This is a genomic window from Stappia sp. MMSF_3263 (genome assembly GCF_030733745.1).
Classification (GTDB): domain Bacteria; phylum Pseudomonadota; class Alphaproteobacteria; order Rhizobiales; family Stappiaceae; genus Stappia.
Map to the genome: position 1 here is coordinate 539552 of NZ_JASHIK010000001.1, position 26622 is coordinate 566173.

The window sequence follows — 26622 nt, forward strand, 5'->3', positions numbered from 1 at the left end:
ATCGTGACCGTTGTTGCGAAGTCCCCGCCTTGCGTGTTCCTCCTGATTTTTGAGGGGAGAGGAAGGGACTATATTCCCTGTCTGGTGACCGGATGAGTACACTACCTCCGGTCCATTGCATTGTGCGGTCGGCGGGGCTTTTTGCCGCTTGCCGCCAGCTGGCAGGGACAAGGGTCGGTGATCATCCATATTGTCGAGGACGACCCTGGAGTGGGGGACTCCCTCGGCCTCCTGCTCGACCAGATCGGGCACAAGTCCATCATCTATCCCGACGCCGAAAGCTTCTTCGAAAGCAAGCCCCCGCGCCAGGAGGACACGGTGATTGTGGATCTCGGCCTGCCCGGTGTCAGCGGTATGCAGCTTATCCGCTGGCTAGATTCCATGAAGCGTCCGCCCAAGGTGATCGCGATCACCGGGCAATCGAGCCGTGCAATCGCCGATTTGTTCGGTACGAACATCCCGGCGATCCTGTTGCGCAAGCCCCTGACCGAAGAAGCGCTCGTTGCCCATCTTTGATGAAAGTTTGCGTTTCAGACGTATTCCCAAACTGCGCCCAAATGTCGCTCTAGGTAATACGTCGTACGAAAACGACCGAATTACAGTCATCACGACTTCCTCCTAGAATAACGACAGGTTGACGGAGCGTCTGTGTCGGACGGGACACAGGCACAGCACGGAGCAGGCGGACGGGCCGCTCTTGGTAGGTTTTCCGGCAGCCGTGCAAACAGTCTCAGGAGGACGACGATGGCTTATCTGGAACGCACCGGCGACGGTATCCCGCAGATCTCCGTCGTGCCGCCCGGTGTTGATCGCAGGTCCGATGGCGACGCCGGCCGAGGCCTCCAGTCACGCTCCCAGCGCCATGCGCAGCATTCCATTATCTTCTACGAGGGGGATCAGGCTGACCGGGTCTTTGAACTCGATGATGGCATCGTCATGCTCTACAAGCTGCTTCCGGACGGGCGCCGGCAGGTTGTCGAGATTCTCAATCCGGGCATGATCTTCGGCATCGCCGCCGGCACGCGCTACGATTGCTCGGCGGAAACGCTGACGCCCGCCCGGGTCTCCGCTTTCGACCGGAAAGAGATCGATGGCTGCAACACGCTGCAGCGTCACGTCTCCAAATGCCTGATCTCGCAGATGGAGAAGATGCACGAACACGCCATGCTACTTGGCCGCAAGTCCGCCTTGGAACGCGTCGCCAGTTACCTGCTGCGCATGGTGCCGAACCGCGGCGGGGAGGATTGCATCGGTCCGCGAGACGCGGAATGCGACGGCCACGACCTGGCGCTGAGCATGACGCGGCAGGAAATTGCCGACTATCTCGGCCTGACAATCGAGACGGTCAGCCGGGTGATCTCCGAGTTGAAGCGGCGCGGTGTGATCCGTCTCGAGCGTCAGGACCGTATTCACGTCAATCGCGTCTGCGGTCTTTGCCAGCTCACCGGCATTCACTGAAACACGATCTGCACTCGACTTTGCCCGCTCCCTCCACGCGGGCTGACCCGGATACCTTCGTATCCGGGTTTCTTTTTGTCGGCGTCTCGATACGCGTTCGGGCCTCAAACGGCGAGCGAATGGCGCGCGGTGCCCCGCTCCAGATAGGCGTCGAAGGCGGCGGCCGCGACGCGGGCATATTGCTGGCCCGGTTCGGTTATCGTAACCCGGGAGCCGCTGACCTCGACCAGACCGTCGTCGATCATCTCCTCAAGCGAGACGAGGTCCCCGGCGAAATGCTCTTCGGCAAAGCCGTGAGCGCGGGCGATCTCTGCCAGGTCAGCCATATGGCCGGTCATCAGTCGCTCGATGATCGCGGCGCGCGCGCGGTCCTCGTTTGACAGCGCGAATCCCCGCGCCACCGGCAGAAGACCGTCACGCACCGCCCGCGACCAGCCGCCCGTGTCCGACATGTTCTGGACATGGCCCTGCGGCAGTCGGCCGATGGAGGAACAGCCGAAGCCGATCAGCGTATCGGCGGTATCTGTGGTGTAGCCCTGGAAGTTGCGGCGCAGCGTGCCGGCGCGCAGAGCAAGGGCCATGCTGTCGGTGGGCAGGGCGAAATGATCGAGCCCGATCGCCTCGTAACCGGCGTCGACCAGCTCCCGGCGGGCGAAGTCGGCCATGGCCAGCCGTGCCCGGGTGTCGGGCAGGGCCGTCTCGTCGATCAGCCGCTGGTGCTTCTTCATCCAGGGCACATGGGCATAGCCGAACAGGGCGATGCGGCCGGGAGCAAGCTCACGGGTCAATCGCACGGTCTCGGCGATCGTGTCGACGTCCTGGTGCGGCAGGCCGTACATCAGGTCGAAGTTGATCTGCGTGATACCGACCGCGCGCAGCCGGTCGACGGCACGCGCCACCTGCGAGAAGGGTTGCACCCGGCCGATCGCCTTTTGCACCGTCAGGTCGAAATCCTGTACGCCGAGGCTGGCCCGGGTGATGCCGGCCTCGCGCAGGGTTTCGGCGAGTTCTGGCGTTACCGTCCTGGGATCCAGCTCGATGGCATGTTCACAGGCGTCCCCGATGTCGAAATGCCGGCGAAGCGCTGCGGTGATGGCTAGGAAGGGCTCGCGCGGCATCAGGCTCGGTGTGCCGCCGCCCCAGTGAATGTGGGTAACTGGACGCCCGCTGCCGAGCCGCGCCGCGACGAGGTCGATTTCCGACAGCAGTGTCTCAGCGTAGTCGTGCAGCGGTCCGTCCTTGCGCGCAGCCTTCGTATGGCAGCCGCAATAGGTGCAGATGTTGCGGCAGAAGGGAACGTGAAGGTAGAGCGACAACGCGTTCGATGGCGCAAGCGCCGCGAGCCAGTCGCCATAGGTCGCGCCGGTCACTCCGGCATGAAAATGCGGCGCGGTCGGATAGCTGGTGTAGCGGGGAACCGAGCGGGTCGCGTAGCGGTGGTCGAGATCTGTCATGGGCCGACAATTGCCCCGTCGTGGTCGCGTTGCCTTGATCTGGCTCAAGCCGGCCTGCGGATCCGCCTTGCGCGTGGCGCAGGGGTTGGTTGCGGAATTCAGGCATGCGCTGGCGAGCGGATATTCGTAATATGAAATGCCTTCGATTCACGTCAGCTTTCCGGATCACGATCATTTCACCGCAAGCCTCCCTCGTCCTGAAGACTGCCACGACGCTCGCGCTCGGCGCGCTGGGTGGCGCCATGTTCCATGTTCTCGGCCTTCCGGCGGCCTGGCTTTCCGGAGCCATGGTGCTGGTTGCCGTGGCCGTGCTGTCCGGAGTTCCCTGCGCCATGCCGAATGGCCTGCGCGATACGCTCTTTGTCGTTCTGGGGCTGACGATGGGCTCCGGCGTGAAGCCGGAAACGGTTGCACGCATCGGCGAGTGGCCCGTGACCATGGCGCTGCTGGTCGTGTCCGTCGTTGCGATCCTCGGGGCAACATATCTCTTTCAGCGCAGGGTTGCCGGTTGGGACAAGCCGACCGCTTATTTCGCCGCGATCCCCGGCGCTCTGTCCTATGTGATGATCCTGACGCTTTCCTACCCGAAGGCTGATGCCATGCGGGTGGTGATGGCGCAGAGCTTTCGCGTCTTCGTGCTGGTCGCGGTGCTGCCTGCCGTCATTGTCGGCAGCGATACGCACGGATTGGGTCTGCCGCCACAGGTCGACCCGCTGTCACCCGAAATGCTGGCGCTGCTTGCCGCTGCCGGTCTTGCCGCGGGTTATGTCTTCAACCGCGCGGGTGTGCCCGCCGGCTGGTTGACCGGTCCGTTCTTTCTGAGTGCGATTGTCAACGCCGCCGGCTGGATGCAGGTGGAGATGCCGCAATGGCTCAGTCTGCCGGCGCTTGTCGGCCTTGGCTGCGTCATCGGCTGTCGCTTCACCAATCTTTCGCCGCGCGAGTTCGCGCGCATGATCGGGGTGTCGCTCGGCGCGTTCATCGTCGGCATGAGCATCGCGACCGCGATCTCGGGCCTGATCTGGGCATTCTTCGGCCTGCCGTTCGGCCAGCTCCTGCTCGCCTTTGCACCGGGCGGGCTGGAGGCGATGACGCTGCTCGCCTTCCTGCTCAATCTGGACCCGGCCTTCGTTGCCGCTCATCAGCTCGCACGCTATGTCGGCATGGTGCTGCTGCTGCCACTGATCACGCGGCGGTTGCTCGGGCCGCCGGAAAAACCGAACTGAGAAAGGGCGGGACATTCCTGTCCTGCTTTCCCGGTTCGTCAGGCGCGCGATGCCTGCCATTCCCTTGCAAGCGTGGCATAGACGAATTCATCGCCCCAGACGCCATCGAAGCGGTCGTTCTCGATGAAATGCGCCTCGCGCCTGAGACCCAGCCGCTCGACGATCCCGACCGAGCCATGGTTCAGCGTGTCGATCCGGGCGAATATCCGGTGGAAACCGAATACGCGAAAGCCGATGCCGATCATCGCCTCGACGGCCTCGGTCGCATAGCCTGACCCGCCGTAGCGCGGATTGAAGATGTAGCCGATCTCGGCCTGCATCGCCGCGCCGTCGGCCAGTTTCAGCAAGACCTCGCCGATGACGGCCGCGTCCTCCATGCGCTCGACGGCCAGGTGCAGCGCGTCGCCGGCACGAGCAAGCCCGGGCTGCATCGCGGCCTCGAAATTGGCCCGCAACGCCTCTACTGCGGGGGGCGTGCTGTACAGAAAGCGATAGACGTCCTCGCGCTGATGGTAAAAGCTGTAGGCGTCGAAGTCCTCGAGCCTGAAGGGGCGCAGGACAAGGCGAGCCGTGCTGCATGTCAGCATGGAGACGTCTGGTACCATGGACGGGTGTTCCGATCTGTTGGGGCATGCCGGAAAGGGCGGGGAACGCCGGGCCTTTGCCCGGCAGGTGGTTCGACCGCGATGTGGTCGCCGCATGATGCTCCGTCAAGGGACGGGGCCGCCTGGCGTGTTGCTGTCGGGCAGACCCGCCGAATATCTTAGGTGATAGTACCTAGTTCGTTGTTCGGAATGAAAGAATTTCAGAAACAATTCGTCGCACCCGGGCTTTTGCTGATGTAATTGCCGGGCGTTTGTCTCAAGGTCGGTTGACCTGGATCAAGGCGGAAACCGGTGTGCAGGTCATACCGTCCGTCTCGACCCGCTGGGGTTGGATCATCAAGATACTCGGGGCGCAAAATGGCTCAAGCACAAGCCAAATACATCACGATGGAGGAGGGCTTCTTTGCCGCGTTCCTCGTCGCGATTGCCTTCGCCTGCCTGATCATTGCGGGCAAGACCTACGATCAGGTCATGGCGTTTCACATGTCGATCGGTTCGCTGGCGGCGGCAGCCGGCGCGTTCGTCATCTTTAAGCACTATTTCGACGGTCGTGCACCGGCTCCACAGGAAGTCGACGGCAAGCCAAACTATAGCCTCGGCCCGATCAAGTTCGGTGCCTGGGCGGCGGTGTTCTGGGGCGTTGCAGGCTTCACTGTCGGCCTGATCATCGCCCTGCAGCTCGCCTACCCGGTGCTGAACCTGGACCTGCCCTGGACGAGCTTCGGCCGGTTGCGGCCGCTGCACACGTCCGCGGTGATCTTCGCCTTCGGCGGCAACGTGCTGCTCGCGACCTCCTTCTACGTGGTCCAGCGCACCAGCCGCGCGCGGATGCCTGGCACCATTGCCCCCTGGTTCGTGATCCTTGGCTACAACATCTTCATCGTCATTGCCGGCACGGGCTATCTGCTCGGCGCCACGCAGTCGAAGGAATATGCCGAGCCGGAATGGTACGCAGATCTGTGGCTGACCATCGTCTGGGTCGCCTATCTGCTCGTCTTCCTCGGCACGCTGTGGAAGCGCAAGGAGCCGCATATCTACGTGGCGAACTGGTTTTACCTCGCCTTCATCGTCACGATCGCGCTGCTGCACATCACCAACAACCTGACGATCCCGGTCTCCGTGTTCGGAACCAAGTCCTACATCGTCTGGGCAGGCGTGCAGGATGCCATGGTGCAGTGGTGGTACGGCCATAACGCGGTCGGCTTCTTCCTGACCGCCGGCTTCCTCGCCATCATGTATTACTTCGTGCCCAAGCGGGCCGAGCGGCCGGTCTATTCCTACCGCCTGTCCATCGTGCACTTCTGGGCGCTGATCTTCCTCTACATCTGGGCCGGTCCTCACCACCTGCATTACACGGCCCTGCCGCAATGGGCCTCGACGCTGGGTGCAACCTTCTCGATCATCCTCTGGATGCCCTCGTGGGGCGGCATGATCAACGGCCTGATGACCCTGTCGGGGGCCTGGGACAAGCTGCGCACCGATCCGGTGTTGCGGATGATGGTGGTCTCGATCGCCTTCTACGGCATGTCGACCTTCGAGGGCCCCTTGATGAGCCTGCGTTCGGTCAACTCGCTGTCGCACTACACCGACTGGACCATCGGTCACGTGCATTCCGGTGCGCTCGGCTGGGTCGGCTACATCTCCTTCGGCGCGCTCTACTGCCTGATCCCCTGGTTGTGGAACAAGAAGCAGGTCTACTCGCTGAAGCTGGTGAACTGGCACTTCTGGATCTCGACCATCGGCATCGTGCTCTACATCTGCGCGATGTGGGTCTCGGGCATCATGCAGGGTCTGATGTGGCGGGCCTATGATCAGCTCGGCTTCCTCGAATACTCGTTCATCGAGACCGTCGAGGCGATGCATCCCTTCTACGTGATCCGTGCACTCGGCGGTGCCCTGTTCGTCATCGGCTCGCTGATCATGGCCTACAATCTCTGGATGACCGTCCGGCATGGCGAGGCTGAGGAAGCCGACACCGTTCCGGCCGGTTCCATGGCCCCTGCTGAATAAGGGGAGAGGCAATCATGTCCCTTTGGAACAAGCACGAAGTCTTCGAAAAGCACTCGATTGTGCTGGTCATCGGCATTCTCGTCGTCGTCGCGATCGGCGGCCTGGTCGAGATTGCCCCGCTCTTCTACCTGAAGAGCACCATCGAGAAGGTGGAGGGTATGCGACCCTACACCCCGCTCGAGCTGGCCGGACGCAACGTCTATATCCGCGAGGGCTGTTATCTGTGCCATTCGCAGATGATCCGTCCGATGCGCGACGAACTGGAGCGCTACGGCCATTTCAGCCTCGCGGCGGAGAGCATGTACGACCACCCCTTCCAGTGGGGATCGAAGCGCACGGGTCCCGATCTTGCCCGCGTGGGCGGAAAGTACTCCGACGAATGGCATCGCGACCATCTCGCGAACCCGCGTTCGGTGGTGCCGGAATCGATCATGCCCGGCTATCCCTTCCTCCTCAACGCCAAGGTCGAGACGCGGGACATCGCCGATCACCTGAAGGCCAACGCCGTGGTCGGCGTGCCTTATAGCGAGGAGCAGATCGGGGAGGCGGCCCGCGACCTTGTCGCCCAGGCCAACCCCGACAGCGACAATGTCGACGCGTTCCTGGAACGTTATCCCAACGCCATCGTCCGGGATTTCGACGGCGACCCGAAGCGGGTGAGCGAGATGGATGCCCTGGTGGCCTATCTGCAGATGCTCGGAACGCTGGTCGACTTCTCGATCTACGACAACAAGGCCAACCTGCGCTGACGGCAAGGAGCGTGTGATGAACGAGACATACGAAACCGTCGCCGGCTTCGCCCAGACCTGGGGCCTGGTCTACTTCGTGGTTCTGTTTGCCGGCGTCCTTGCCTATGCGCTGTGGCCGAAAAACGCCAAGCGCTTCGACGACGCCGCGCAAATCCCCTTGCGGGAGGATTGAGAACATGGCTGACATGAAAACAAGGGAAGTCGACCATATTTCCGGCGTCGAGACGACCGGTCATGAATGGGACGGCCTCAAGGAACTGAACAACCCGCTGCCGAAGTGGTGGCTCTACATCTTCTATGCCACGATCGTGTGGGCCATCGGCTACTGGGTTGTTTATCCCGCCTGGCCGCTGGTTTCCGGCTACACCTCCGGTGTTCTCGGCGACAGCCAGCGTGCCAATGCGCTGGCCGCCTACGAGGCGGGCATGGCGGAGCGTGCGCAGATCGGCGAGCAGCTGATCAATGCCTCGCTCGAGGAAATCCAGTCGACCCAGTCCCTGATGGAATTTGCGATGGCCAACGGCCGCGCCGCCTTCGGCGACAATTGCGCAGGCTGCCATGGCAGCGGCGCCACGGGTGCCGAGGGCTATCCCAACCTGCAGGATGACAACTGGATCTGGGGCGGCACGCTCGAGGATATCCACCTGACGCTGCAATACGGCATCCGCTCCGGGCATGACGAAGCCCGTTTCGGCGAGATGCCCGCATTCGGCCGCGACGAGATGCTCGACAAGGAGCAGATCGCCCAGGTGGCGAACTTCGTGGCAAGCCGTGCCGGGGCGACGCCTGACGACGGTGCCGACCTTGCCGCCGGCGAGCAGGTCTATGTCGAGAACTGCGCCGCCTGTCATGGCGACGACCTGAAGGGAATGAAGGAAGTCGGCGCGCCGAGCCTGATGTCGAACAATTACCTTTATGGAAAATCCGTTGAGGCGATCAAGGCACAGGTCACCAACGCCCGCAACGGTGTCATGCCGGCCTGGGCGCCGCGCCTCGACCCGGCAACGGTCAAATCGCTTGCCGTTTATGTCCATGCGCTGGGCGGCGGCGAATAGGCCCTCACCATTCTCTCCAGACCAAGAGACAGAAGGCGCCCTCCGGGGCGCCTTTTTCATTCGTGCGCGCGCTTGATCTTTTTCGCGCCTGCAGGGTTGCACCCGGCTTGCATCTTCGCCCAACATGGCAGGTGTCCCGCTACCACAATTTCCGTCAGGCGGGACAGCGGGGTGGGGAACTGATGCGGTATTGGTGTGCCGGACTTGCGGCAATGGTGGTGCCTGCCCTGGCGGGGCAGTCGCAGGCAGCGGACCAGTTCGCGGTCTTCCAGGAGCAGTGGCGCACCTATGTCGCCCAGTGCAGCAGGGTTTTCTCCGGAAACGACGATCACCTTTCGGACGACTTTGATCGTCGTCCCATGCGCCGGAAAATCAGCGCGGACGGCACGGCGATGGCGATATCCGCCGGCTCCACACCGGACTATCTGTCGATCTACATCGATACGCTTCCGGACAGGGAACTGCGGAGTTGCGCCGTGTACCGCGAGGAGTACGGAGCATTCGACGCGGCCGTGCTGTTTCCCAAGGTGCTTGCCTGGTTGCGCGAACAGGGGCTGACGGCGACGGGCGGGTCGGTGCCGCTTGATGACGGATCCCACCATCAACTCGGCGTTCATGGGGCTTTCCCCGAACAGGACCTGACGATCCGGGTCCGGCTCTTCGACTGGGGCATCCAGTTGCTTGGCGAACGAACGATCTTGAGAAAGTGACACGACAGTGAAAATCTCGACACACGTTTCCTCTCGTTTACGCAGCGGCATTGCCGCCGTTGCGCTTGGCCTGTTGCTCGGGCCTGTGCTCGCTGCATACTCCGTCCATGCCGACGATCTCGACGTGCCGATCCACGAATATGGCGGCGATGACCTGCCGACCTGCGCGACGAGCGTCGTGTCGGGCCTGAAGGCGGGCGGGGACGGCTTTCTGGCGGTGCGCTCCGGTCCGGGCTCGCAGTACCGCGAGATCGGCCGGCTGAAGAATGGCGACAAGGTCTTCACTTTCGACAAGAGCGGCAAATGGTTCGGCGTCGTCTTCGGCGGTTCGGAACCGGGTTGCACCTCACCAGTCAAGAAGCGGCTTCTGCCCTATCGCGGCAGGAAGGGCTGGGTGCATGGCAACTGGTTGGCGGACCTCGCTGGCTGACATCTACCTGTTCGCCGATCCTGAACTTATCGAAGGACCGTTCCGCATGCGCCTTCTGTCATGTCTTGCCTTGTTGCCCGCCGTTCTTTGGGGGCTCTGCGGTTCCGCGGCGGCGCAAGGCTGGTTCACCGAGCGCCTTGCTGGAGATACGCTTGTCGGCGTCGATGCCGGTGGCAACGGACTGTTGGTTTCCTGCGGTCGCGCGTTTCCCTCCCTGGAGATCACCATTGCCGGTATCGCTCCGACCGGCCCCGCGTCGGTCACGATCGATGGTGGCAGGCCGTTCGGCTTCGTTTTCACGAACGGACGCTTTGAGCCGCGGAACGGGGCGCAGGCGGGATTGGTGCGCAATCTGATGGACCAACTCGCGAAGGGCGGCGTGGTGGTGCTGTCGGCGGTCGATGGCAGCCATGCCCGGTTGTCGCTCGCAGGGTCCTCTCGGGCGCTTTCCGTATGCCCCCCGGCAGCGAGCCTTGGGGCTTCCGCCCCAAGCACGCCTGCTGCGGTTGAAGCGGTGCAGGCGCGCCCCAGCAAGGCGCTGCTGGCGGAGCGTTACCTGGTGGCCCTCGGCTTCGACCCGGGAACGGTCGACGGGGTCAGCGATGCGAACACCCGCGCAGCGATCAACCGCTTCCAGGTACGCCATGGCCTCGTCGTGAACGCGGAACTGCCAGCATCCCATTTCGCGGTTCTGGAGGCTCTTGCCAAGGCGGGAGCCGTCAGTGCGCCAACGTCACCCGCTCCCGTTGCCAGCGCTCCCATTGTCAGCGCTCCCGTTGCCAGTACTCCCAGTGTGGAAACGCCGCCGGCGTCTGCAGTGCCGGCGCAAGAGGCCACCGTGGTAACGGCCGGGGAGGGCGAACCCTATCTCTATCATCGGCTGACCGGCTGCGAGGGGGAAACCGGCCGCGCGATCGCCTGGTACAATTTCACCGGACAGGGGACGCGCCGCGTTCTGGAAATGACCGATGTCTGCTTCAACCGGGAAACCGGAAAGCTGAGCGGATCGGAATGGGAAGACAAGCTGCAACTCGTCAGGCGCGAGGGGAGCACGGAATTCTACGAGGTGATCGAGACGGGGGAGAAATCCTACGAGCGCGCCACGGCCAACGTGGGCCGCTACGACGATGAGGGGCCGTTCGCAACGGGCTGGGTCAATTTCGGATACAGCTCGCCCGGCGGATGGCCGGTCGCGCGCTACAGCCGCCGCTTCGGCAACGCCAGGGCCCATCTCCATGGCACGCTTTTCAAGCAGTATGGCGGACAGGGACTGACGGAAAACGGCGAGTTCAAGATTCACATAAGCGGCAATGACCTGCGCGCGCATGACAAGCGCAAGTACAACACGCCACGTTCCGCCAGCGAGACGCCTTATGTCTCCTTCGAGGGCAAGGCCGTCTTCACCGGCGGTGTTGGCAAGGTGACGCTCACAAACACCGAAACCGGCAATGGCACCGGATCGGGGGACTTGGACCTGCGCGTTTCGCAAAACGGCGAAATCTCCGGCTCCGGCGTGCTGCGCCTGCAGAATGCCCGCCTTGCCGGGGCAAACCCGCAGGACTGGAAAACGACAGAATGGCGCATTCGCCTGCTTGCCGGAAATGTTGCCGGTAAGACCGGCGAGATACTGACGATGCATGCCATCGCCGAAGGCGAGACGATCGATCACGACGGCGTTGTCAATCCGGTACTCGGCAGCCTGACCATCAGCGGCTATAGCCGCCGTGTCGCCGAGATAACGGAAGACTGGGACTGAGTGACCGCCCGATCTGCCGTCAATCGCGCCCACTCTGCTGGCGGAAACGGGAAGGGGAGGTGCCGGCGGCGCGGCGGAAGGCCCGGGCGAAGGCGCCCTGGTCGTCATAGCCAAGCCGCCAGGCAATCTCGCCGACCGGCAGGTGCGTCTCCCGAAGTGCCCACAGGGCATAGGCGGTGCGGGCATCGTCGACCAGCGAGCGGAACGACTGGCCCCTGCGGTCGAGCTGGCGGCGCAGGCTGCGTTCCGACAGGCCGCAATCTTCCGCGATCCTACTCTGGTTCAGCTGCCCCTGGCCGAGCCGCCAATAGATTGCCTCGATGATCTGCGTGCAGCACGGCTCCGTGATGGCCAAAGGGGCGGCCGGAGGCCGCCGATCGCTTGCGCGCCGCAGGCCCGGATCGGCCGGTGTCGGGTGCACGGGTGTTTCGAGAAGCCGCGCCGGGAAGGCAAGCATGTTGCTGGGCTGACCATAGAGCGGTGCGGAACCTGCAAGGCGTGCGAGCGGAGCCCCGGTGTCGCGCTCATGCTCGAAGGAAAGGGCCACTGGGAAGGCGTCATTGCCCGTATCTCCGGCGAAACGGCGCACCACGGCATCCAGGAAGGCGAGGGTGAATTCCGCATCGCGTGAGCGGGGCCAGATTGCCGGGTCGATGATGCGATAGGTGAGAATGCAGGTGTCGTCCGCGACGCTGCGCTTGAACGCAGTACCGTGCTGCAGCGACTGGAGATCGGCGAGCAGTCCGTCGAGAAGGCCGTCGAGCCGGCGTGCCGCAAGGCCTGCCGGGAACAGCTCGGCCAGTGCCGGGGCGGCGATCGCCTGTCCGCAGCGCCACATGCGGCCCTCGTCGGGTGCCTGCGAGCCGCCGGCCTGCATCAGGTCGGTGAACTGGGCAAGCGGCAGGTCGACGGCAGCGGTTGCAGCACCTCGCCTGATGCGATCCGGTCGTGCGAGCCCGCTTTCGGCGAACGCGCGGGTGGCATCGACGCCGCTGGCCTGCATCGCCTCCGCAATCAGCGGCAATGCCGAGGTGGAAATCGTCGCAGGAGGAAGGGGCAGGGCAGGCATGGCCGGATCCGATCGCTGCCCTGATCGTGGGCGCGGGCGGCGACGCTGTCAATCGGCGGGAACGGGTGCGGAGAGTGGCGGGGCGGAACCTGTCCGGCCCGCCTGGGCTGTGTGGTCAGTTCTCGGTGGGCAACGGGATGGTCAGTGCCGGGTTGTGGGCGAAGAAGTTGAAGGGACGCAGTGTGAAGCCCTTCCACATCGTCGACATCACCGGCCAGTCCTCCGTGTGCGGTACATGGTGGAAACCCATCGTGTACCAGGTGACGATGTCGGTGTTGGCGATCGGCCGGTCGCGTTCGGTCCAGGCGGCCAACGTGTCGGAACCGTCGCTTTGGAAGGCGAAGCGCCCACCCGCATAGCGCTCATTCACATTGTAGGGCGTGTTCCACAGCGTGTACTCGATATAGGCATTGCGCTTGAACGGAGCGTCGCCGGCAAAGTCGAAGGGGCCGTAGGCGACCGAGTTTCCGGGCACTATCATGTAGCCGGGCTTGTGGCCGAGCGGCCCGTCCGCGCCCATGTTCATCACATGGTACATGGCGGGCGTGTTCGGATTGACCTTGTAGCGCCCGGCCGTTTCCGTCTTTGCCATCGTCGTTTCCGTCACCCAGAACGAGCGGCGCGGGGCGCCGTCTTCCGGCGTTCCGGCGACCAGCGCGGTGCGCATGAAGCTGTTCGCCTGGCCATCGACGTCGAAGTCGAGCTTGAAGTTGAAGTAGTGGTCGTGATTGGGCGCGACGAGGTTTGGCGCGATCAACGTCCCGTAGCGGGTTTCCTCCGCCGCTCCCGCGTCGCTCATCGACTTCACCGCCGCGCCCTTGACCGCATCGAGGCCGGTCGAACCGACCATCACGTCGATGCGCCCGTCCTGGTGGAAGACGTAGTCGACGAGATAGTCGTAATTGCCCACCTCCGAGGCCGAGCGCACGACAAGTTGCGTCGCCGGGCGTCCCTCGGCCGGAACCTGTTCGGTCTCCGACTGGGCGAAGATCTCGAAATGCCGCCAGGCGGGATCGCCGATGTTGCGCTCGAAGATGCAGATCGCGTCGGGAATCGCGAGCGGCGCACCCTCGTCGGTATGGACCGTGGCAGGCAGGAAGGTGGCGTAGGCCGGACAATCGACGCCGGGCCGGAGTGGCGTCAGGAAGATGCCGAAGCCGTATTCGCCGCTGTCCATGTAGGTGCGCCAGTACCAGCCATCGTCCGGGTCCATGTAGGGCACGAAGACTTCCGACAGATGGACCTGGTAGAGGACGCTGCGCCAGCGTTCGCCTTCGCGCACGTCGATGTTGGAGAGAACCACGCCAGGCCGCTTGTCGACCCGTGCCCGGAAACGCCAGATGTCCCAGGAGATCAGGCCATTCTCGATGGTGACATTGGAACCGCCTGGTTGCGACAGCGCGGCGGGACTGGCCTGCGGGCGCAGGGCGCCGGTGCGCGCCTTGACCTCGGCCTCGCTGTAGCCCCAGCCGTCTTCAGGCACGGCGCGCGCGCCGGTATCGAAGACCTCGACGACATCGCGAGCGTTCAGGTCGACCACCGCGTAAAGCCCTTCGACCGGCTTGGCGTAGAAATTCGTGCCTTCCGGCAGCACGTAGCAGGGAACCTTCATCAGGCGCCGACCGTCTTCCTCGGCGAGGCCGAAGCGTCCGGCCGTCAGCGGCAGGCAGAAGACCTGATCGGGCTTGAGGCCGCGCTTTTCAAGACCGGCGACGAAAGCCGGGTCGCCGGTGGCAAGCTCCATCGCCGTCATGAACTCGGCCAGCAGGATCATCGTCTCGCCGCCCGCCGGCTCCACTGTCACCACCCGGTCGCCGGCAAGGTCGACTTCCGCGACGAAGGCTCCCTTGTCGTTCTTGAAGTGGACCTCGACCGTGCGAGGTTCCGGATTGCCTTCCTGCCACGCCAGGACCACGGATTTTTCCGGCTCCTTCAAGGAGATATATGGATAGAGCGTGCCGGCTCCGGTGTGGTCGCCATCGGCCAGAAGCGCCACCGCCTCGCTGATCTCCGCCTCCGTGAGCGCGTCGAGCGGGTGGGCGGACGCCGGCAGCGCCGACAGAGCGGCTGCCAGCAGCGTGCCGGCGAGCAGCGGCGCGCGGACCGCGCACCTCGAGTGGTGAGATGTCATGGGGATTGCCCCTCCTCGATATGAACCCGTCTGGTGTGCGGCGCCGGATCGTTTGGCCGGTCTTTTCCGCGTCCGGCAGGATAGGCGCGTCGGCGCGGTCAGGTTGTGCATTTCCGGCCAGAACGTGTCTCCTCCGCGGGCACCCGAAAAGTGTCGTTCGGCGAAATTGCCTGGCATTCTCTTGACGCTACGGGTGCGCGACGTCCGCTGCGGGTCACGAATGGATTGCCCCTCGGCGGCGGGCGAACGGCCGTATTTTTTCACATTTCCGAAACGATCTGGGCGTCACCGTGTCTGAGCACCCTTGGCTTCTGACCCCGTCATGGTGCGCTTCCCGGACGAACCGGGCGAGGGGGCAATTGGAGATGATTGTGAAGAGTATGTCCAAGTCTCTCCTGGCGATGTTGCTCGCCGGGTTCAGCACGTTGCCAGCTTTCGCCGCCGAAAGGGTCGCCGATCGGATCTGGTCCGGCGGTCCGATCCTGACCATGAACGACCTTGAGCCGCGCGCAGAGGCAGTTGCGGAAAAGGACGGCAAGATCATCGCGGTTGGCCCTGCGGACGAGGTGATGAAGCACAAGGGAGAGGGCACCGAACTCGTCGACCTGAAGGGGCGCGCGATGCTGCCCGGCTTCGTTGATGCACATGGCCACGCCTTCATGATTGGCGTGCAGGCGGTATCGGCCAACACCCAGCCTGCGCCCGATGGCAAGGTGAACGACATTCCCGCTTTGCAGCAGACGCTTGGCGAGTGGCGGAAGGCCTATCCGGAGCGGATCGAACGGCTCGGAACCGTGCTCGGCTTCGGTTATGACGATGCGCAGCTGAAGGAACAGCGTCATCCCACGCGCGCTGATCTTGACGCGGTCTCTGCGGACGTGCCGGTGGTGATCATTCACCAGTCCGGTCACATCGGCGTCTTCAATTCGAAGGCGCTTGAAGTGGCCGGCATCTCGGCCGGGACCAAGGACCCGGACGGCGGCGTGATCCGCCGGGAAGAGGGCGGCAGCGAACCGAACGGAGTGCTTGAGGAAGCGGCCTTCTTTCCTGCCTTGATGAAGCTGTTGTCCGGTCTCGACCAGGAAGGCGGTCAGGAACTCTTCGTTGCGGGAACCGAGCTGTTGGCGAGCTACGGCTATACCACCGGCCAGGAAGGACGTTCGACAACGAATGTCGTCAAGCTGATGCGGGCTGCGGCCGATGCCGGCCGGATCAAGATTGACGTGGTGACCTATCCCGACGTGCTGGTCGACCGCGACTATATCGCCCAGACCGTTTCCCGGACCTACAAGAACGGCCTCCGCGTCGCCGGCGCCAAGCTGACCATCGACGGTTCGCCCCAGGGGTTCACGGCACTGCGCGACCGGCCCTACTACAATCCGCCGGCTCAGTATCGCCGGGATTATGCCGGTTATGCGGCCGCCAGCGCCGATCAGGTGTTCGGCGCCATTGACTGGGCGTTCGAGAATGACATCCAGATCATCACCCATGCCAATGGCGAAGGCGCTTCGGACATGCTGATTGCGGCTGTCGGAACGGCGAGGGAAAAGCACGGCGTTGCCGATCGCCGGCCGGTTCTGATCCATGGGCAGTTCATGCGCAAGGACCAGGTTGCCGCGATCGATGAGCTCGAGGTGTTTCCCTCGCTCTTTCCGATGCATACGTTCTACTGGGGTGACTGGCACCGTGATCGCACCGTCGGCCCGGTGAACGCCGACAATATTTCCCCGACGGGCTGGGTGCGCGAGCGCGGCATGATGTTTTCCTCCCACCATGATGCGCCTGTGGCCTTTCCCGACAGCATGCGAATCCTCGACGCCACGGTGACGAGACGGACGCGGTCCGGCGACATTCTTGGGCCCCACCAGCGCGTGGATGTGATGACCGCGCTGAAGGCGATGACCATCTGGCCGGCCTATCAGCACTTCGAGGAAGCCGATAAGGGATCCATCGAGGTCGGCAAGGTCGCCGATCTGATCGTGCTGAGCGCCGATCCGACAGCCATCGACCCGGAGACGATCGAGACGCTCAAGGTCCAGGAGACGATCAAGCGGGGGCAGACCATCTATACCCGCAAGGACGGCGGGAAACAGGGTAGCCTGCAGATGCGTCCGGGACCGGATGGAAGCGACGCGCTCGGCAACTTCCTGCGTCACGCATCCGCCAGCGTGGAAGCGTCCGGTAGCCATGCGCATGGGCCCGATCTCCTTTACGATGCTTTCGCTTCGGGCTTTGCCAGCAAGACGCCCGGCGTCACTCGCTGACGCATTGCCGACAACGGTCGTTACAGTCGCCCGGGGCCGCAGACCCCGGGCGTTTTACGTTTGCGGCGGTCGAGTGTTCGGTCCGCAAAGGCGAGCATGTGCATTTCCGTCCGGGATGGCGCATGCTGGGAGCGGCAGGCTGTTGCCGGCCGCCGGATGCGCTGACGAGCGGCGCGGCTTGACGCGGATCAAGGCCGGTCCGGAGCAAAGCTGCTACTCGTCCGGAAGAGGGGCGGCCTCGGCAATGATCCGGGGCGCGGTGACGGATTGTCGCGGTGTTGACGTGTCGCAATCTGCGGGCCTGCGTGCCGCGATAGATTGGCCGGGCTGACGAACCGGCAAACCGTTGGCACTCACCTGCGACTGTCCTTCGCGAACCTGTTTCGCAAGTGTCTCGTGGGGCGGGACAAAGGGCCGAACAAATGGACGGAACAATGCGTGCAGAAACCGATCCCGCCGGCGGCGGATCCCACCCGGACGACTGGTTCGCCTCGGCGAAGAAGATCTATCCGATGGCGGTGCATGGCCGGTTCCGCAACATCAAGTGGACCGTGCTCTTCATTACGCTCGGCATCTACTATTTCCTGCCCTTCATCCGCTGGGACCGGGGACCGGACGCGCCCGATCAGGCCGTGCTCATCGATCTGGCCGGCCGGCGCGCCTATTTCTTCTTCATCGAGATCTGGCCGCAGGAGGTCTACTACCTGACCGGCCTGCTGATCCTGGCGGCGATGGCACTGTTCCTGATGAATGCCGTCGCCGGGCGCGTCTGGTGTGGCTATCTTTGCCCGCAAACCGTGTGGACGGACCTGTTCCTGTGGGTCGAGCGCTACACCGAGGGAGACCGCCGCGAGCGCATGAAACTGGCCGACCAGCCCTGGTCGGTTCAGAAGGTGACGCAAAAGCTTGCCAAGCATACGCTGTGGCTGATGATCGCCTGGTGGACCGGCGGCGCCTGGGTGCTCTATTTCTCGGATGCGCCAACCCTTATGAAGGATCTGGCGACCGGCAGCGCGCCGTTCTCCGCCTATCTTTGGATCGGCATCCTGACCTTCTCCACCTATGCGCTCGCCGGGCATATGCGCGAGCAGGTCTGCATCTTCCTGTGTCCGTGGCCGCGCATCCAGGCGGCCCTGACAGACGAAGAAGCCCTCAATGTCACCTATCGCTACGATCGGGGCGAGCCGCGCGGATCGCTGAAACACAACCGCAAGCTGGAGGAGGAAGGCCAGCCGGCAGGAGACTGCGTCGACTGCAACCAGTGCTTCCATGCCTGTCCGACCGGTGTCGACATCCGCAACGGCACCCAGCTCGGCTGCATCCAGTGCGGGCTGTGCATCGACGCCTGCGACACGGTGATGGACAAGGTGGGCAAGCCGCGCGGACTGATCGCCTACGACACCGATGAAAACATCAAGCGGCGCAGCGAGGGCAAGGAAGCCGTCGTGCACATCGTGCGGCCGCGTACGGTCACCTACGCCGTTATCATCGCCCTGGTCGGTGCGATCATGGCCTATGCGCTGGCCACCCGCTCCTTCGAGGGCATAAGTGTCCTGCATGACCGCAATCCTATCTATGTGGAACTGTCCGACGGTTCGGTCCGCAACGGTTACACGATCCGTCTTCTCAACAAGCGGCAGATGGCGCGCGAGTTCATCCTGTCGGTCGAGGGCATGCCCGCGGGCACCCGGATCGAGGCGGTGGGCATCACCGAAAACGTGCTGGGCAAGCCCGTCGTCGGCGTCGGCCCGGATACGACCCGGGAAGTGCGTGTCCTGGTATTCTCGCCGGCCGCCGCGGAACTGCAGAAATCGACGCCGGTGACATTCCGCATCACCGAGACGGTGATGGGCGCGGTCGCCCGGGCCGAGGATTTCTTCAAGGCTCCCTGAGACTTGAATCTTGAACCGGGACCGGCCCGTGCGGGCCGGTCATGACACGCCTGAGTAGTAATCCCGATCGGAGGCTTGCGGCTGTTGCGGCTTCGCCGAGTTCGCTAGGATCGAGACATGGCACATCTTACAGAGCATACCTTTCGCAGCGACGACATCAGGCCGGTGACCGGCCGTACGGTGTTCTTCTGGCTTGCCGGGTTCTTCTCGGCGATGCTGGTCGCCAACGCGTTTTTCGTCTACTTCGCCCTGTCGTCCTTCCCCGGCGTGGTGACGGAGCAGGCGTATGAGGACGGGTTGGCCTATAATGGCCGCATCGCTGCCTCGCGTGCCCAGGTCAAGCTTAACTGGGATGTCTCCGGCAAGGTCTGGCGCGATGCCGACGGCATGGCCCGGATATCGGTGACAGCGCGCGACGCGGCCGGTGCTCCACTGACGGGGTTGGCGGTGACGGCCATGCTTCTGCGACCGGCCAGCCCGGAGCCGGCCCGTAGCGTGTCTCTTCAGGAAGGCGAGACCGGCAGCTATTCTGGCCGGGTCGATGCGGTGGCAGCCGGCAGATGGATCCTCGATCTCGATGCGCAGTCCGGCGGGGAGGGAGAGCAGTTTCTTTCCCGCAACCGCATCTTTCTCGACCAGTGAGGCAGGCGCCGTCCGTTCTCGGCCGGCGCGCGCAAGAGGGTTTTCGCGGCAATGACGGCGCATGAGCGCGACTGGGATGCCTTTGTCACGTTGACGCCCGAGGGGCACGCCCACATGGATCTCGCGGTGGAGGGCGTCACCTGCGCCGCCTGCATGGTCGAGATCGAGCGTGGCCTCGGCGCTCAGCCCGGCATCGAGAAAGCCCGCCTCAACCTCACCAGCCACCGTCTTGCGGTGGACTGGCGGGATGGCGAGACATCCGCCGAGCAGGTCGTGTCGACATTGTCTCGGCTCGGCTATCGCGCTCACCCTTTCGATCCGGCGCAGATGCGCGAACGTGCCGACGCGACGGGGCGCGAATTGCTGCGCTCGTTGGCGGTCGCCGGTTTCGCCATGATGAACATCATGCTTTTGTCGGTGTCCGTCTGGTCGGGCAACGCGTCGGGTATCGACACCGAGACCCGCGACTTCTTTCACTGGCTTTCGGCACTGATCGCTCTTCCCGCCGCCGTCTATGCCGGCCGCCCCTTCCTGCGCTCGGCCCTTTCGGCCATCTCCGCCCGGCGCCTCAACATGGACGTGCCGATCGTCATCGGCGTGTCCCTGGCGTTGTTCCTGTCCGTCATGCAGACGCTTCAGTCGGCGCATCACGCCTATTTCGAATCCGCCGTGATGCTCTTGTTCTTCCTGCTGATCGGCCGCTATCTCGACCACATGATGCGCCGTCGCACGCGGGCCTTCGCGGAGAATATCGCGGCGCTGAAAGCCGAGACGGCGGCTCTCCTGCGCCCGGACGGTTCCTTGCGGGAGGTGCCGCTGTCGAAGGTGGCGCCGGGCGATCTGATCCATGTACGCGCCGGTGAGCGCGTGCCGCTGGATGGCAGGGTCGAGACGGGACTCTCGGAAATCGACCAGAGCCTGGTGACGGGCGAAACCGCGCTTGCCGCCGCCGGGCCGGGCGATGTCGTCTATGCGGGAACGTTGAATGCCGCGGCCAACCTGACGGTGCGTGTGACGACGGCTTCCGGCGCGACACTGCTGGATGAGGTGACCCGTCTTCTGGAGGCGGCCTCCCAGGCGAAGTCGCGCCATGTGCAACTCGCCGACCGGGCGGCATCGCTCTACTCCCCGCTTGTGCATCTGGCCGCGCTCATGACTTTCATCGGCTGGTTTGTCCTTGGCGGCGACTGGCAGCAGGCGCTGGTGGTGGCGATCTCGGTGTTGATCATTACCTGCCCCTGCGCGCTGGGACTGGCCGTGCCGGCCGTCCAGGTGGTGACCTCGGGCCTGTTGTTCCGCGCCGGGGTGCTGCTCCATGCGGGCGACGCGGTGGAGCGGCTGGCTGAAGCCGACACGATCGTCTTCGACAAGACCGGCACCTTGACACTGGCGATACCCGATCTTGTCAACGCCGCAGAGGTGCCCGTTGCTGTGCGCGAGCTTGCCGGACGGCTGGCACTGGCGAGCCGTCACCCGCTGGCGGGGGCGCTTGCCCGTGCCACGAGCGCCAGCGTGCCGGTGGAGGGTGCGCGCGAGTGCCCGGGCGAGGGGGTCGTGGCCGAGTTGGGCGGACGGGAGTTACGGCTCGGCAGCGCCGGCTTCTGCGGCCTGCCCGAAACGGCGGCGCGCGCTGCGCTTGCAAGCCATCCCGGTGCCTCGCTGATCCTCTTCCGGGATGGTGATGCGGCACCCGTGCCCTTCGCGATCGCCCAGAAACTGCGGCCTGACGCTATCGAGACCGTCGCCCGCCTGCGGGGGCTTGGATACCGGCTGGAGATCCTGTCTGGGGACCGCGCCGCGCCCGTGGCCGACATTGCCGAACGGCTTGGCATTGCCGATTGGCGGGCCGGCATGAAGCCGGCCGACAAGATCGCGCGGATTGGCGAACTCGCGGCGGACGGCGCCCGGGTTCTGATGGTCGGTGACGGGCTCAACGATGCCCCGTCTCTCGCCGCCGCCCATGTGTCCATGTCGCCGGTGACGGCGGTGCATGTCGCCCAGGCCGCCGCCGATGCGGTTTTCCTCGGCGACAGGCTGATGCCGGTCGCCGATGCCCTTTGTCATGCCCGGCGTGCCCGCGCCGCCATGGTCCAGAACCTGTGGTTCTCGACGGCGTACAATCTGGTTGCAGTGCCTTTTGCCGTTGCCGGTCTGGTCACACCGCTTTTCGCGGCGCTGGCCATGTCCTCGTCATCCGTCGTTGTTACCCTCAACGCCTTGCGGTTGCGCCTTGATGGCGCGCGAAGCCGGGCCCTTCCTGGGGAGGGGAACTGATGGATGTGCTGATCTATCTTATTCCCGTCGCGCTGGCGCTCGGCCTCATGGGGCTGGCGGGGTTCCTCTGGTCGCTCAAGGCAGGTCAGTACGACGACCTGGAAGGAGCGAAGTACCGGATACTGGAAGATGACGACCTGCCCGACGAGAAAGACGGGAATGATCGCGGCGGCTAACCGTTATTTCAGATTTCGCGTGCCATAAGGAGGATCACTGGAGGTCCAACGTGTCGCTTGATCTGGCATCCCTGACATTTCTCCTTGTCGAGGACAGCGCCTATATGCGTACGATCCTGCGCACGATGCTGCAGGGTTTCGGCGCCAGGCGTATCGTCGAGGCCGAAGACGGCGCATCCGGGCTGGAAGCCATGGAGCGCGCCAATCCGGATATTCTCATCCTGGACTGGGTGATGCCGATTCTCGATGGCGCCGACATGGTGCGGATGATCCGTAACCCGCACAATCCCTTCGCCTATATTCCGATTATCATGGTCACGGGGCATACCGAGCGCAGCCGCATCATCGAGGCGCGGCGCCTCGGCGTGCACGAGTTGCTTTCCAAGCCGATTTCGGCCAAGGCGCTGTACCAGCGGGTCAACAGCGTGATCATGCAGCCGCGCGATTTCGTCAAGACCCCGAGCTATTTCGGCCCGGCGCCGCGAGAGATCCGCAATCGTCAGAAGATCTGGCAGAGCATGGACGGCAACGAGGACGGCCAGGCCGCCTGATCGGCAGGTCCTGCAACCGCCGGGTTCATGCAAGGTTCGCCTCGGGCTGCGGGGGATTTCGCCACCTCGGCGAGCAGGGCTTCACGGTTGCCGGCCAGGTCGGCCAGGGTGACACCTTCCAGATGGTCGAAGAAGCGCGCGAGCGCGGTATCGAACTCCTCCTTGAGCCGGCACGCCATATAGAAGGTGCAGCGCACGCGGCATCCTCTGAGATGACACTCCGTAAGGTAAAAATCGGGCTCGATAAGCTTTACGATCTCCGAAACCGAAATGTCGGACGGGGTGCGGGCCAGGGCGATGCCGCCACTACGCCCCACGACCGATCTGAGATAGCCATTTTTGCGCATGGTCTGCACTGCCGAGACGACTTGAGACCGATGACTTGCGCTCTTCTCTACTATTTCGTCAATTGGAACTATTCTTTCATCGTTTATGGCTAAGTATATTAGTGTTCTCAATGCGATATCGGTTCTGTTCGTCAGCTTCATTCAGACAGGCCTTTTTCTGCAAGCCGTTTAAATCGAAACAATATTCTGGTATTTGCCGAAGTGCAATTTTTAAGTAATCATATATATTGAGTATGTGTTTTATGAGCGAAAAATTTTGTGGCAGGAATGCAAAAACAACTTGCCGGAGGGGGTGCGTTGTTTATAGATATGAAAAATTGAAACAAAAAAATGACTGGCTGGTGGCATGCAGGCGGAATATTGGGCCAAGGTTCACGATCTCGTCGATTTTATCGAGGTGTCGCGGCAGGACATGGTCAATACTGCGGAGGCTTGGGGGATCTTGGCTCCCCATATGCAGATGGTTCTCGACGACTTCTACAGCAACAGGATCATGTCCGAGGAACGCTGGAAGCTGAAGGGAATCGACATCGGGCAGCTGAAAGGCAAGCAGCTTTCGTATTGGGGGAAGCTGTTCACCGGAGTGATCGACGAGGTCTACCGCACACAGGTACGCTCGATTGCCGTGGAGCATCACCGGCACGGCGTGACCATGACGGATTACATCGCCTCGTATGGCTGGTTTTTGAACGCTTTCGAGCAGGTGCTGATTGCCGAGGTCGGGTGTGCCGGGCGACGCGCGGAGATGATGGCCGCGTTGCGCCGCCTTGTCTTTCTCGACATGACGATCGCTGCATCGAGCTACTACATCGTCTATGTGGATTGAGGAACGAAGCGCTTCTCCTTGGTGCCGAGAGGGGAGGGCGGTTCGGCGGGTGCCGACCCGCGACCGGTGCCTCGGGCGGTATCAGCTGTTGTCGCTGCCACTCTCTTGCGGGGAGGCGGGTGTTTCCGGTGCAGCGGTGTTTCCGGCGTTGTCGTCCGCGCCGGCCTGCCGGCCTGCCGTCTTGCGGCGGCGAAGGTTGGCGCGCAAGGCGGCTGCCAGCCGTGCCTCACGCGCGGCCGCCTGTCCGTTCTGGTCCCGGTTGCCGGAGGGATTGTTGTCGGGCTTTTGCGGGCGATCTGGCATGCGCGTATCCAAGGTCTTTGCTGTTGATCGTCCGGGCACGCAGCAGGCGTTCCGGCCGCTTGTGCCGATATGCCGGAAAAGCGGCGGCGATGACAAGGCACAGGTTTTGTCATGGGTCGCGATTGTCGCGTGGATTGCGGCGGCAAATGCCGTGAAGACCCCTTGACCATGCCGGAATTTGCGCATAAACCCGCGCTCATCGCTGCCGTAGCTCAGGGGTAGAGCACTCCCTTGGTAAGGGAGAGGTCGAGAGTTCAAATCTCTCCGGCAGCACCATCCATCCCCTTGAAATCGTTATTCATCCTTGCTTTTCAGTCGCTTGCATACATGCTGCGCCTACAAAGACGCATACACATGGGCACGTCATGGTGTAGCGCGCCAAATCAAATGGCACTGCGCGCAAAATCAAATGGCAACAGAATAATCAAACTCCCGGGATCAGTTTAGGCCTCCGCGGAGCCGGCCTCGCGGTCGGCCGACCACCCCAGTCGGGCTAGTTCGCCTATGCCAGCTTCTGCTCTCTCGACACGTTCCTGAAGTTTCTGAAGATCTGCGTTATGCCGCGCCTGTTCGACCTCAGAGACGCTCTTGAAATGCCGGATTGCTTCGTCAAGTAGCGCCCTAATCGCCCTCATCGCCTTCTCAATCGGTGCAGGCTCAGGCCAGCGCGTTGGAGCGACGAGCACCCCATTCTTGTCGATCTCGTTTTTTGCTTCGTTCAACCATGGCTTGAGGTTGTCGAGATCAAAAGTGGCAGGAACATTGGCGGACTGCCCTTTTAGAGGGAACCGTGCAGCTCGCAGCGCGTTTTCCGCTGCCTTTAACTTGATCTGAAACATCTCAAGCGCGCGATACTGCAAGCGACTTTCATACTCATCCCGCAATATGCTGGTCTGCTCAGCAGCCATTTCGGCAGCTTTTCGCGCAGCATCGGCTTGAGCTTTCGCCGCTTCGGCCTGCTCGGTCGCAACTTGTCTATTCAAGGCAAACTCGTTACGCGTCAGGGCCAGTTCGCGGCGCTGCTCTCTGAGTTCGCTCGACTGGATGAACACCGCCGCCGCGAGCCACAAGAACGCGAGTGGCGCGAAGAACCCTGCGAGATAGTCGCCGGCTTCATTCGCTTCCAGGCATCCAATCACGTACATGGCAGCCGGTTCTGCGGGCTTGAAGCATGGCAACCGCAGCCAACCTCCGATGGTCTCCCCAAGCGGAGACGATGCGCCAGGACCTGCCGACAGAAAAAGAAAATGAAGCGCCAGTCCCAACCAGGCGAGGGTGAGCAGTACCAGGACAACTAGCCCGAACCATCGAAAGAATGTTCTCACAACCCGCCCCTCAATCGATGATCCCTTCTTCGCGCATGATGCGCTCGGTCAGAACGCAATGCGAGCTGCCGGGTTGATGGCGAAACATCGCCCCTGTGAGACAACACGTTTAATCGCGCCACACGTCACCGGGGCCAACGCGCTGTTCCGGTGAGAATAGGCTTCGAGCCGTTGCGTCTCGATCTCGATCCGGCAATGGTCGGCTGCTCCCAGATAGAAAGCGGCCGTCTCCAGTCGCTTCATCGTCGTGGCATCGGGCATTGCCGATGCGGGCCATGTGATCAGCAGGCTGGCTAGGACGGATGTGGTCCAGGTTCGGCAATTCGTTGTGCTCTCAATCCTCGGCTGAACAGCACGCCGCTTGCAATGGCGTCACAGTGCACGCGGCGCGTCGAGCGTTCAACCCTGCCGGATGTTCGAAGGTGCTTCACAGCGCCTTCGCCGCTTTCGTCAAGCGACTTGGTCACCGCCGTGAATTGAGGTGGGCAGTTTTGAGAGTTCGCCACGCATGCGCAGCAGCCAGACTGGCCACTCCGTTGCCGGCCGCATCGGATCTGTCCAACCGACAGGCCACCCCATGATCCAGTCCGAAAAGTGGTCTGTCCCTATGAGATGGTCCGGTTTCAGCCTTAATGCATGATCGGCTTTTCAGCCATCACCTGTGCCGATGATGGAGCCGGTCCACGTGGCGGAGCAGGCCAATCGGCTTTGGCCATGGCGGCCACCTTGCCCCGAAGTCTGGGCAGACCACTTCTACAATCCAGGGGCTCCTCAAAGAAGGTGGTTGGGCAGCCGACCATCCGGCCTGTCGAGCCAGTGCGCGCCGCTTGGAAAGGCGACGCGCATATCGACCGAGATAAACAACGCACCGTAGTATACTGTCAGCATCCTTCGGGGGAGGCCTTGAAGGATATTGTGCTGTTTCTCGCCTTGCCGTTCTTGCCAACGTATTTGACTTTGGCGCGCATGAACGCAGGGACCCCGCCACCGGATGTCTTTCTGGAAAAACCGTAGCTCGTCGTCACAGTCACCGAGCCATTGATCCGGTGCGAATAGAATTCTCCCGTCGCGCCGTCCAGGGACAGTTTTTCCGTGCGAGTGAAGCATTTGCGACCCTGAGGGCAAATCTGCGTATGCGATCCGCATCTGTTCTTTTTGTAATCATTGAAAAAATAGACGGACTTTACTGGCCCCGTGGTGTCCGTCTTGATGAAGCACCCGATGGGATGGTTGAAAGAACATGCCTGCGGCTGACCGGTTCCACCGCTAGAGGATTGCGCAAAAGCAACATTTGCCGTCAAGCCGAGAAGAAGGCCAACGACGAAGGGGGCAGCATGTTTCATCAGATCATCTCCTTTGAGCCGAAACT

26 protein-coding genes and 1 tRNA gene are annotated in these 26622 nt (G+C 63.0%); 19 read left to right on the forward strand and 8 right to left on the reverse strand.

Translation table 11 applies throughout. From position 1 onward, the window contains the following. Window positions 1-177: 177 nt before the first annotated feature. Window positions 178-516 (forward strand): response regulator, encoded by a 339-nt coding sequence (locus RBB46_RS02535; protein WP_306027268.1) that lies wholly within the window; start codon window positions 178-180, stop codon window positions 514-516. A 228-nt stretch (window positions 517-744) separates the two neighbouring features. Then, on the forward strand, window positions 745-1458 hold the full coding sequence (locus RBB46_RS02540; RefSeq protein ID WP_306027269.1) for a Crp/Fnr family transcriptional regulator: 714 nt from the start codon (window positions 745-747) through the stop codon (window positions 1456-1458). A gap of 104 nt (window positions 1459-1562) precedes the next feature. Here the strand turns inward: RBB46_RS02540 and hemN are convergent, their stop codons facing one another. Then, a complete protein-coding gene (hemN, locus tag RBB46_RS02545; protein ID WP_306027270.1) occupies window positions 1563-2912 on the reverse strand; it encodes an oxygen-independent coproporphyrinogen III oxidase in 1350 nt (449 codons plus the stop codon). Window positions 2913-3043: 131 nt separating this feature from the next. Between hemN and RBB46_RS02550 the strand changes: the two genes are divergently transcribed. Then, window positions 3044-4138 (forward strand): AbrB family transcriptional regulator, encoded by a 1095-nt coding sequence (locus RBB46_RS02550; RefSeq protein WP_306027271.1) that lies wholly within the window; start codon window positions 3044-3046, stop codon window positions 4136-4138. 38 nt (window positions 4139-4176) lie between these two features. Here the strand turns inward: RBB46_RS02550 and RBB46_RS02555 are convergent, their stop codons facing one another. Further along, window positions 4177-4743 (reverse strand): GNAT family N-acetyltransferase, encoded by a 567-nt coding sequence (locus RBB46_RS02555; protein ID WP_306027272.1) that lies wholly within the window; start codon window positions 4741-4743, stop codon window positions 4177-4179. 357 nt (window positions 4744-5100) lie between these two features. Here RBB46_RS02555 and ccoN point away from each other — a divergent pair, with 357 nt between their 5' ends. From ccoN to RBB46_RS02590, 7 genes are all read left to right on the forward strand, one after another. Then, complete coding sequence (gene ccoN, locus RBB46_RS02560; RefSeq protein ID WP_306027273.1) at window positions 5101-6753, forward strand: cytochrome-c oxidase, cbb3-type subunit I; 1653 nt, start codon at window positions 5101-5103, stop codon at window positions 6751-6753. Window positions 6754-6767: 14 nt separating this feature from the next. Next, on the forward strand, window positions 6768-7502 hold the full coding sequence (gene ccoO / locus RBB46_RS02565; RefSeq protein ID WP_306027274.1) for a cytochrome-c oxidase, cbb3-type subunit II: 735 nt from the start codon (window positions 6768-6770) through the stop codon (window positions 7500-7502). A gap of 16 nt (window positions 7503-7518) precedes the next feature. Further along, window positions 7519-7674 (forward strand): cbb3-type cytochrome c oxidase subunit 3, encoded by a 156-nt coding sequence (locus RBB46_RS02570; RefSeq protein ID WP_306027275.1) that lies wholly within the window; start codon window positions 7519-7521, stop codon window positions 7672-7674. A gap of 4 nt (window positions 7675-7678) precedes the next feature. After that, complete coding sequence (gene ccoP / locus RBB46_RS02575; protein ID WP_306027276.1) at window positions 7679-8557, forward strand: cytochrome-c oxidase, cbb3-type subunit III; 879 nt, start codon at window positions 7679-7681, stop codon at window positions 8555-8557. 212 nt (window positions 8558-8769) lie between these two features. Further along, on the forward strand, window positions 8770-9267 hold the full coding sequence (locus RBB46_RS02580; protein ID WP_306027277.1) for a hypothetical protein: 498 nt from the start codon (window positions 8770-8772) through the stop codon (window positions 9265-9267). A gap of 7 nt (window positions 9268-9274) precedes the next feature. Continuing rightward, entirely contained in the window at window positions 9275-9697 is a 423-nt protein-coding gene (locus RBB46_RS02585; protein WP_306027278.1) for an SH3 domain-containing protein, read from the forward strand. Beyond that, window positions 9666-11453: a peptidoglycan-binding protein gene (locus RBB46_RS02590; RefSeq protein WP_306027279.1), complete on the forward strand. Its 1788-nt coding sequence runs from the start codon at window positions 9666-9668 to the stop codon at window positions 11451-11453. The genes RBB46_RS02585 and RBB46_RS02590 overlap by 32 nt, the downstream gene beginning before the upstream one ends. Window positions 11454-11472: 19 nt before the next feature. Here RBB46_RS02590 and RBB46_RS02595 read toward each other — a convergent pair whose 3' ends face one another. After that, window positions 11473-12522, reverse strand: coding sequence for an AraC family transcriptional regulator (locus tag RBB46_RS02595; protein ID WP_306027280.1), 1050 nt, complete (start codon window positions 12520-12522; stop codon window positions 11473-11475). A 115-nt stretch (window positions 12523-12637) separates the two neighbouring features. Continuing rightward, the gene (locus RBB46_RS02600) at window positions 12638-14653 is read right to left on the reverse strand and encodes a tyramine oxidase (RefSeq protein WP_306027282.1); all 2016 of its coding nucleotides are present in this window, start codon (window positions 14651-14653) and stop codon (window positions 12638-12640) included. Window positions 14654-15033: 380 nt separating this feature from the next. Between RBB46_RS02600 and RBB46_RS02605 the strand changes: the two genes are divergently transcribed. The 6 genes from RBB46_RS02605 (at window position 15034) to RBB46_RS02630 (ending at window position 22452) form a co-directional block, all read left to right on the forward strand. After that, a complete protein-coding gene (locus tag RBB46_RS02605; protein WP_306027283.1) occupies window positions 15034-16917 on the forward strand; it encodes an amidohydrolase in 1884 nt (627 codons plus the stop codon). A 434-nt stretch (window positions 16918-17351) separates the two neighbouring features. Further along, window positions 17352-18809: a cytochrome c oxidase accessory protein CcoG gene (ccoG, locus tag RBB46_RS02610; RefSeq protein ID WP_306027284.1), complete on the forward strand. Its 1458-nt coding sequence runs from the start codon at window positions 17352-17354 to the stop codon at window positions 18807-18809. A 117-nt stretch (window positions 18810-18926) separates the two neighbouring features. Continuing rightward, window positions 18927-19451 carry a FixH family protein gene (locus RBB46_RS02615; RefSeq protein WP_306027285.1) on the forward strand — a complete coding sequence of 175 codons (525 nt, stop codon included), beginning with the start codon at window positions 18927-18929 and terminating at the stop codon, window positions 19449-19451. A 51-nt stretch (window positions 19452-19502) separates the two neighbouring features. Next, the gene (locus RBB46_RS02620) at window positions 19503-21725 is read left to right on the forward strand and encodes a heavy metal translocating P-type ATPase (protein ID WP_306027286.1); all 2223 of its coding nucleotides are present in this window, start codon (window positions 19503-19505) and stop codon (window positions 21723-21725) included. After that, window positions 21725-21901, forward strand: coding sequence for a cbb3-type cytochrome oxidase assembly protein CcoS (gene ccoS, locus RBB46_RS02625; protein ID WP_306027287.1), 177 nt, complete (start codon window positions 21725-21727; stop codon window positions 21899-21901). Before RBB46_RS02620 ends, ccoS begins: the two co-directional genes overlap by 1 nt. A 50-nt stretch (window positions 21902-21951) precedes the next feature. Beyond that, window positions 21952-22452, forward strand: coding sequence for a response regulator (locus tag RBB46_RS02630; RefSeq protein WP_306027288.1), 501 nt, complete (start codon window positions 21952-21954; stop codon window positions 22450-22452). Here the strand turns inward: RBB46_RS02630 and RBB46_RS02635 are convergent. After that, window positions 22401-22940: an Rrf2 family transcriptional regulator gene (locus tag RBB46_RS02635; protein WP_306027289.1), complete on the reverse strand. Its 540-nt coding sequence runs from the start codon at window positions 22938-22940 to the stop codon at window positions 22401-22403. The genes RBB46_RS02630 and RBB46_RS02635 overlap by 52 nt on opposite strands. Window positions 22941-23145: 205 nt before the next feature. Between RBB46_RS02635 and RBB46_RS02640 the strand changes: the two genes are divergently transcribed. Next, window positions 23146-23625, forward strand: coding sequence for a protoglobin domain-containing protein (locus tag RBB46_RS02640; protein WP_306027291.1), 480 nt, complete (start codon window positions 23146-23148; stop codon window positions 23623-23625). Between the two features lie 81 nt (window positions 23626-23706). Here the strand turns inward: RBB46_RS02640 and RBB46_RS02645 are convergent, their stop codons facing one another. After that, window positions 23707-23928: a hypothetical protein gene (locus tag RBB46_RS02645; protein ID WP_306027292.1), complete on the reverse strand. Its 222-nt coding sequence runs from the start codon at window positions 23926-23928 to the stop codon at window positions 23707-23709. Here RBB46_RS02645 and RBB46_RS02650 point away from each other — a divergent pair. After that, window positions 23927-24094, forward strand: a complete 168-nt coding sequence (locus RBB46_RS02650) for a hypothetical protein (RefSeq protein ID WP_306027293.1) — start codon at window positions 23927-23929, stop codon at window positions 24092-24094. The genes RBB46_RS02645 and RBB46_RS02650 overlap by 2 nt on opposite strands. A 35-nt stretch (window positions 24095-24129) precedes the next feature. Further along, a tRNA-Thr gene (locus tag RBB46_RS02655) sits at window positions 24130-24204 on the forward strand. Window positions 24205-24371: 167 nt separating this feature from the next. Here the strand turns inward: RBB46_RS02655 and RBB46_RS02660 are convergent. Together RBB46_RS02660 and RBB46_RS02665 are read right to left on the reverse strand one after the other, a co-directional pair. Further along, window positions 24372-25073 (reverse strand): hypothetical protein, encoded by a 702-nt coding sequence (locus RBB46_RS02660; RefSeq protein WP_306027294.1) that lies wholly within the window; start codon window positions 25071-25073, stop codon window positions 24372-24374. A gap of 1061 nt (window positions 25074-26134) precedes the next feature. Then, window positions 26135-26596, reverse strand: a complete 462-nt coding sequence (locus tag RBB46_RS02665; protein ID WP_306027295.1) for a hypothetical protein — start codon at window positions 26594-26596, stop codon at window positions 26135-26137. Window positions 26597-26622 lie beyond the last annotated feature (26 nt).

Excerpts from the sequence above, each read along its gene's own strand:
- RBB46_RS02540 (WP_306027269.1), top strand. The coding sequence starts at position 745 with ATGGCTTATCTGGAACGCACCGGCGACGGTATCCCGCAGATCTCCGTC.
- hemN (WP_306027270.1), bottom strand. The coding sequence starts at position 2,912 with ATGACAGATCTCGACCACCGCTACGCGACCCGCTCGGTTCCCCGCTAC.
- RBB46_RS02550 (WP_306027271.1), top strand. The coding sequence starts at position 3,044 with ATGAAATGCCTTCGATTCACGTCAGCTTTCCGGATCACGATCATTTCA.
- RBB46_RS02555 (WP_306027272.1), bottom strand. The coding sequence starts at position 4,743 with ATGGTACCAGACGTCTCCATGCTGACATGCAGCACGGCTCGCCTTGTC.
- ccoN (WP_306027273.1), top strand. The coding sequence starts at position 5,101 with ATGGCTCAAGCACAAGCCAAATACATCACGATGGAGGAGGGCTTCTTT.
- ccoO (WP_306027274.1), top strand. The coding sequence starts at position 6,768 with ATGTCCCTTTGGAACAAGCACGAAGTCTTCGAAAAGCACTCGATTGTG.
- RBB46_RS02570 (WP_306027275.1), top strand. The coding sequence starts at position 7,519 with ATGAACGAGACATACGAAACCGTCGCCGGCTTCGCCCAGACCTGGGGC.
- ccoP (WP_306027276.1), top strand. The coding sequence starts at position 7,679 with ATGGCTGACATGAAAACAAGGGAAGTCGACCATATTTCCGGCGTCGAG.
- RBB46_RS02580 (WP_306027277.1), top strand. The coding sequence starts at position 8,770 with ATGGTGGTGCCTGCCCTGGCGGGGCAGTCGCAGGCAGCGGACCAGTTC.
- RBB46_RS02590 (WP_306027279.1), top strand. The coding sequence starts at position 9,666 with ATGGCAACTGGTTGGCGGACCTCGCTGGCTGACATCTACCTGTTCGCC.
- RBB46_RS02595 (WP_306027280.1), bottom strand. The coding sequence starts at position 12,522 with ATGCCTGCCCTGCCCCTTCCTCCTGCGACGATTTCCACCTCGGCATTG.
- RBB46_RS02600 (WP_306027282.1), bottom strand. The coding sequence starts at position 14,653 with ATGACATCTCACCACTCGAGGTGCGCGGTCCGCGCGCCGCTGCTCGCC.
- RBB46_RS02605 (WP_306027283.1), top strand. The coding sequence starts at position 15,034 with ATGTCCAAGTCTCTCCTGGCGATGTTGCTCGCCGGGTTCAGCACGTTG.
- ccoG (WP_306027284.1), top strand. The coding sequence starts at position 17,352 with ATGCGTGCAGAAACCGATCCCGCCGGCGGCGGATCCCACCCGGACGAC.
- RBB46_RS02615 (WP_306027285.1), top strand. The coding sequence starts at position 18,927 with ATGGCACATCTTACAGAGCATACCTTTCGCAGCGACGACATCAGGCCG.
- RBB46_RS02620 (WP_306027286.1), top strand. The coding sequence starts at position 19,503 with ATGACGGCGCATGAGCGCGACTGGGATGCCTTTGTCACGTTGACGCCC.
- ccoS (WP_306027287.1), top strand. The coding sequence starts at position 21,725 with ATGGATGTGCTGATCTATCTTATTCCCGTCGCGCTGGCGCTCGGCCTC.
- RBB46_RS02635 (WP_306027289.1), bottom strand. The coding sequence starts at position 22,940 with ATGAAGCTGACGAACAGAACCGATATCGCATTGAGAACACTAATATAC.
- RBB46_RS02640 (WP_306027291.1), top strand. The coding sequence starts at position 23,146 with ATGCAGGCGGAATATTGGGCCAAGGTTCACGATCTCGTCGATTTTATC.
- RBB46_RS02650 (WP_306027293.1), top strand. The coding sequence starts at position 23,927 with ATGCGCGTATCCAAGGTCTTTGCTGTTGATCGTCCGGGCACGCAGCAG.
- RBB46_RS02645 (WP_306027292.1), bottom strand. The coding sequence starts at position 23,928 with ATGCCAGATCGCCCGCAAAAGCCCGACAACAATCCCTCCGGCAACCGG.
- RBB46_RS02660 (WP_306027294.1), bottom strand. The coding sequence starts at position 25,073 with ATGTACGTGATTGGATGCCTGGAAGCGAATGAAGCCGGCGACTATCTC.
- RBB46_RS02665 (WP_306027295.1), bottom strand. The coding sequence starts at position 26,596 with ATGAAACATGCTGCCCCCTTCGTCGTTGGCCTTCTTCTCGGCTTGACG.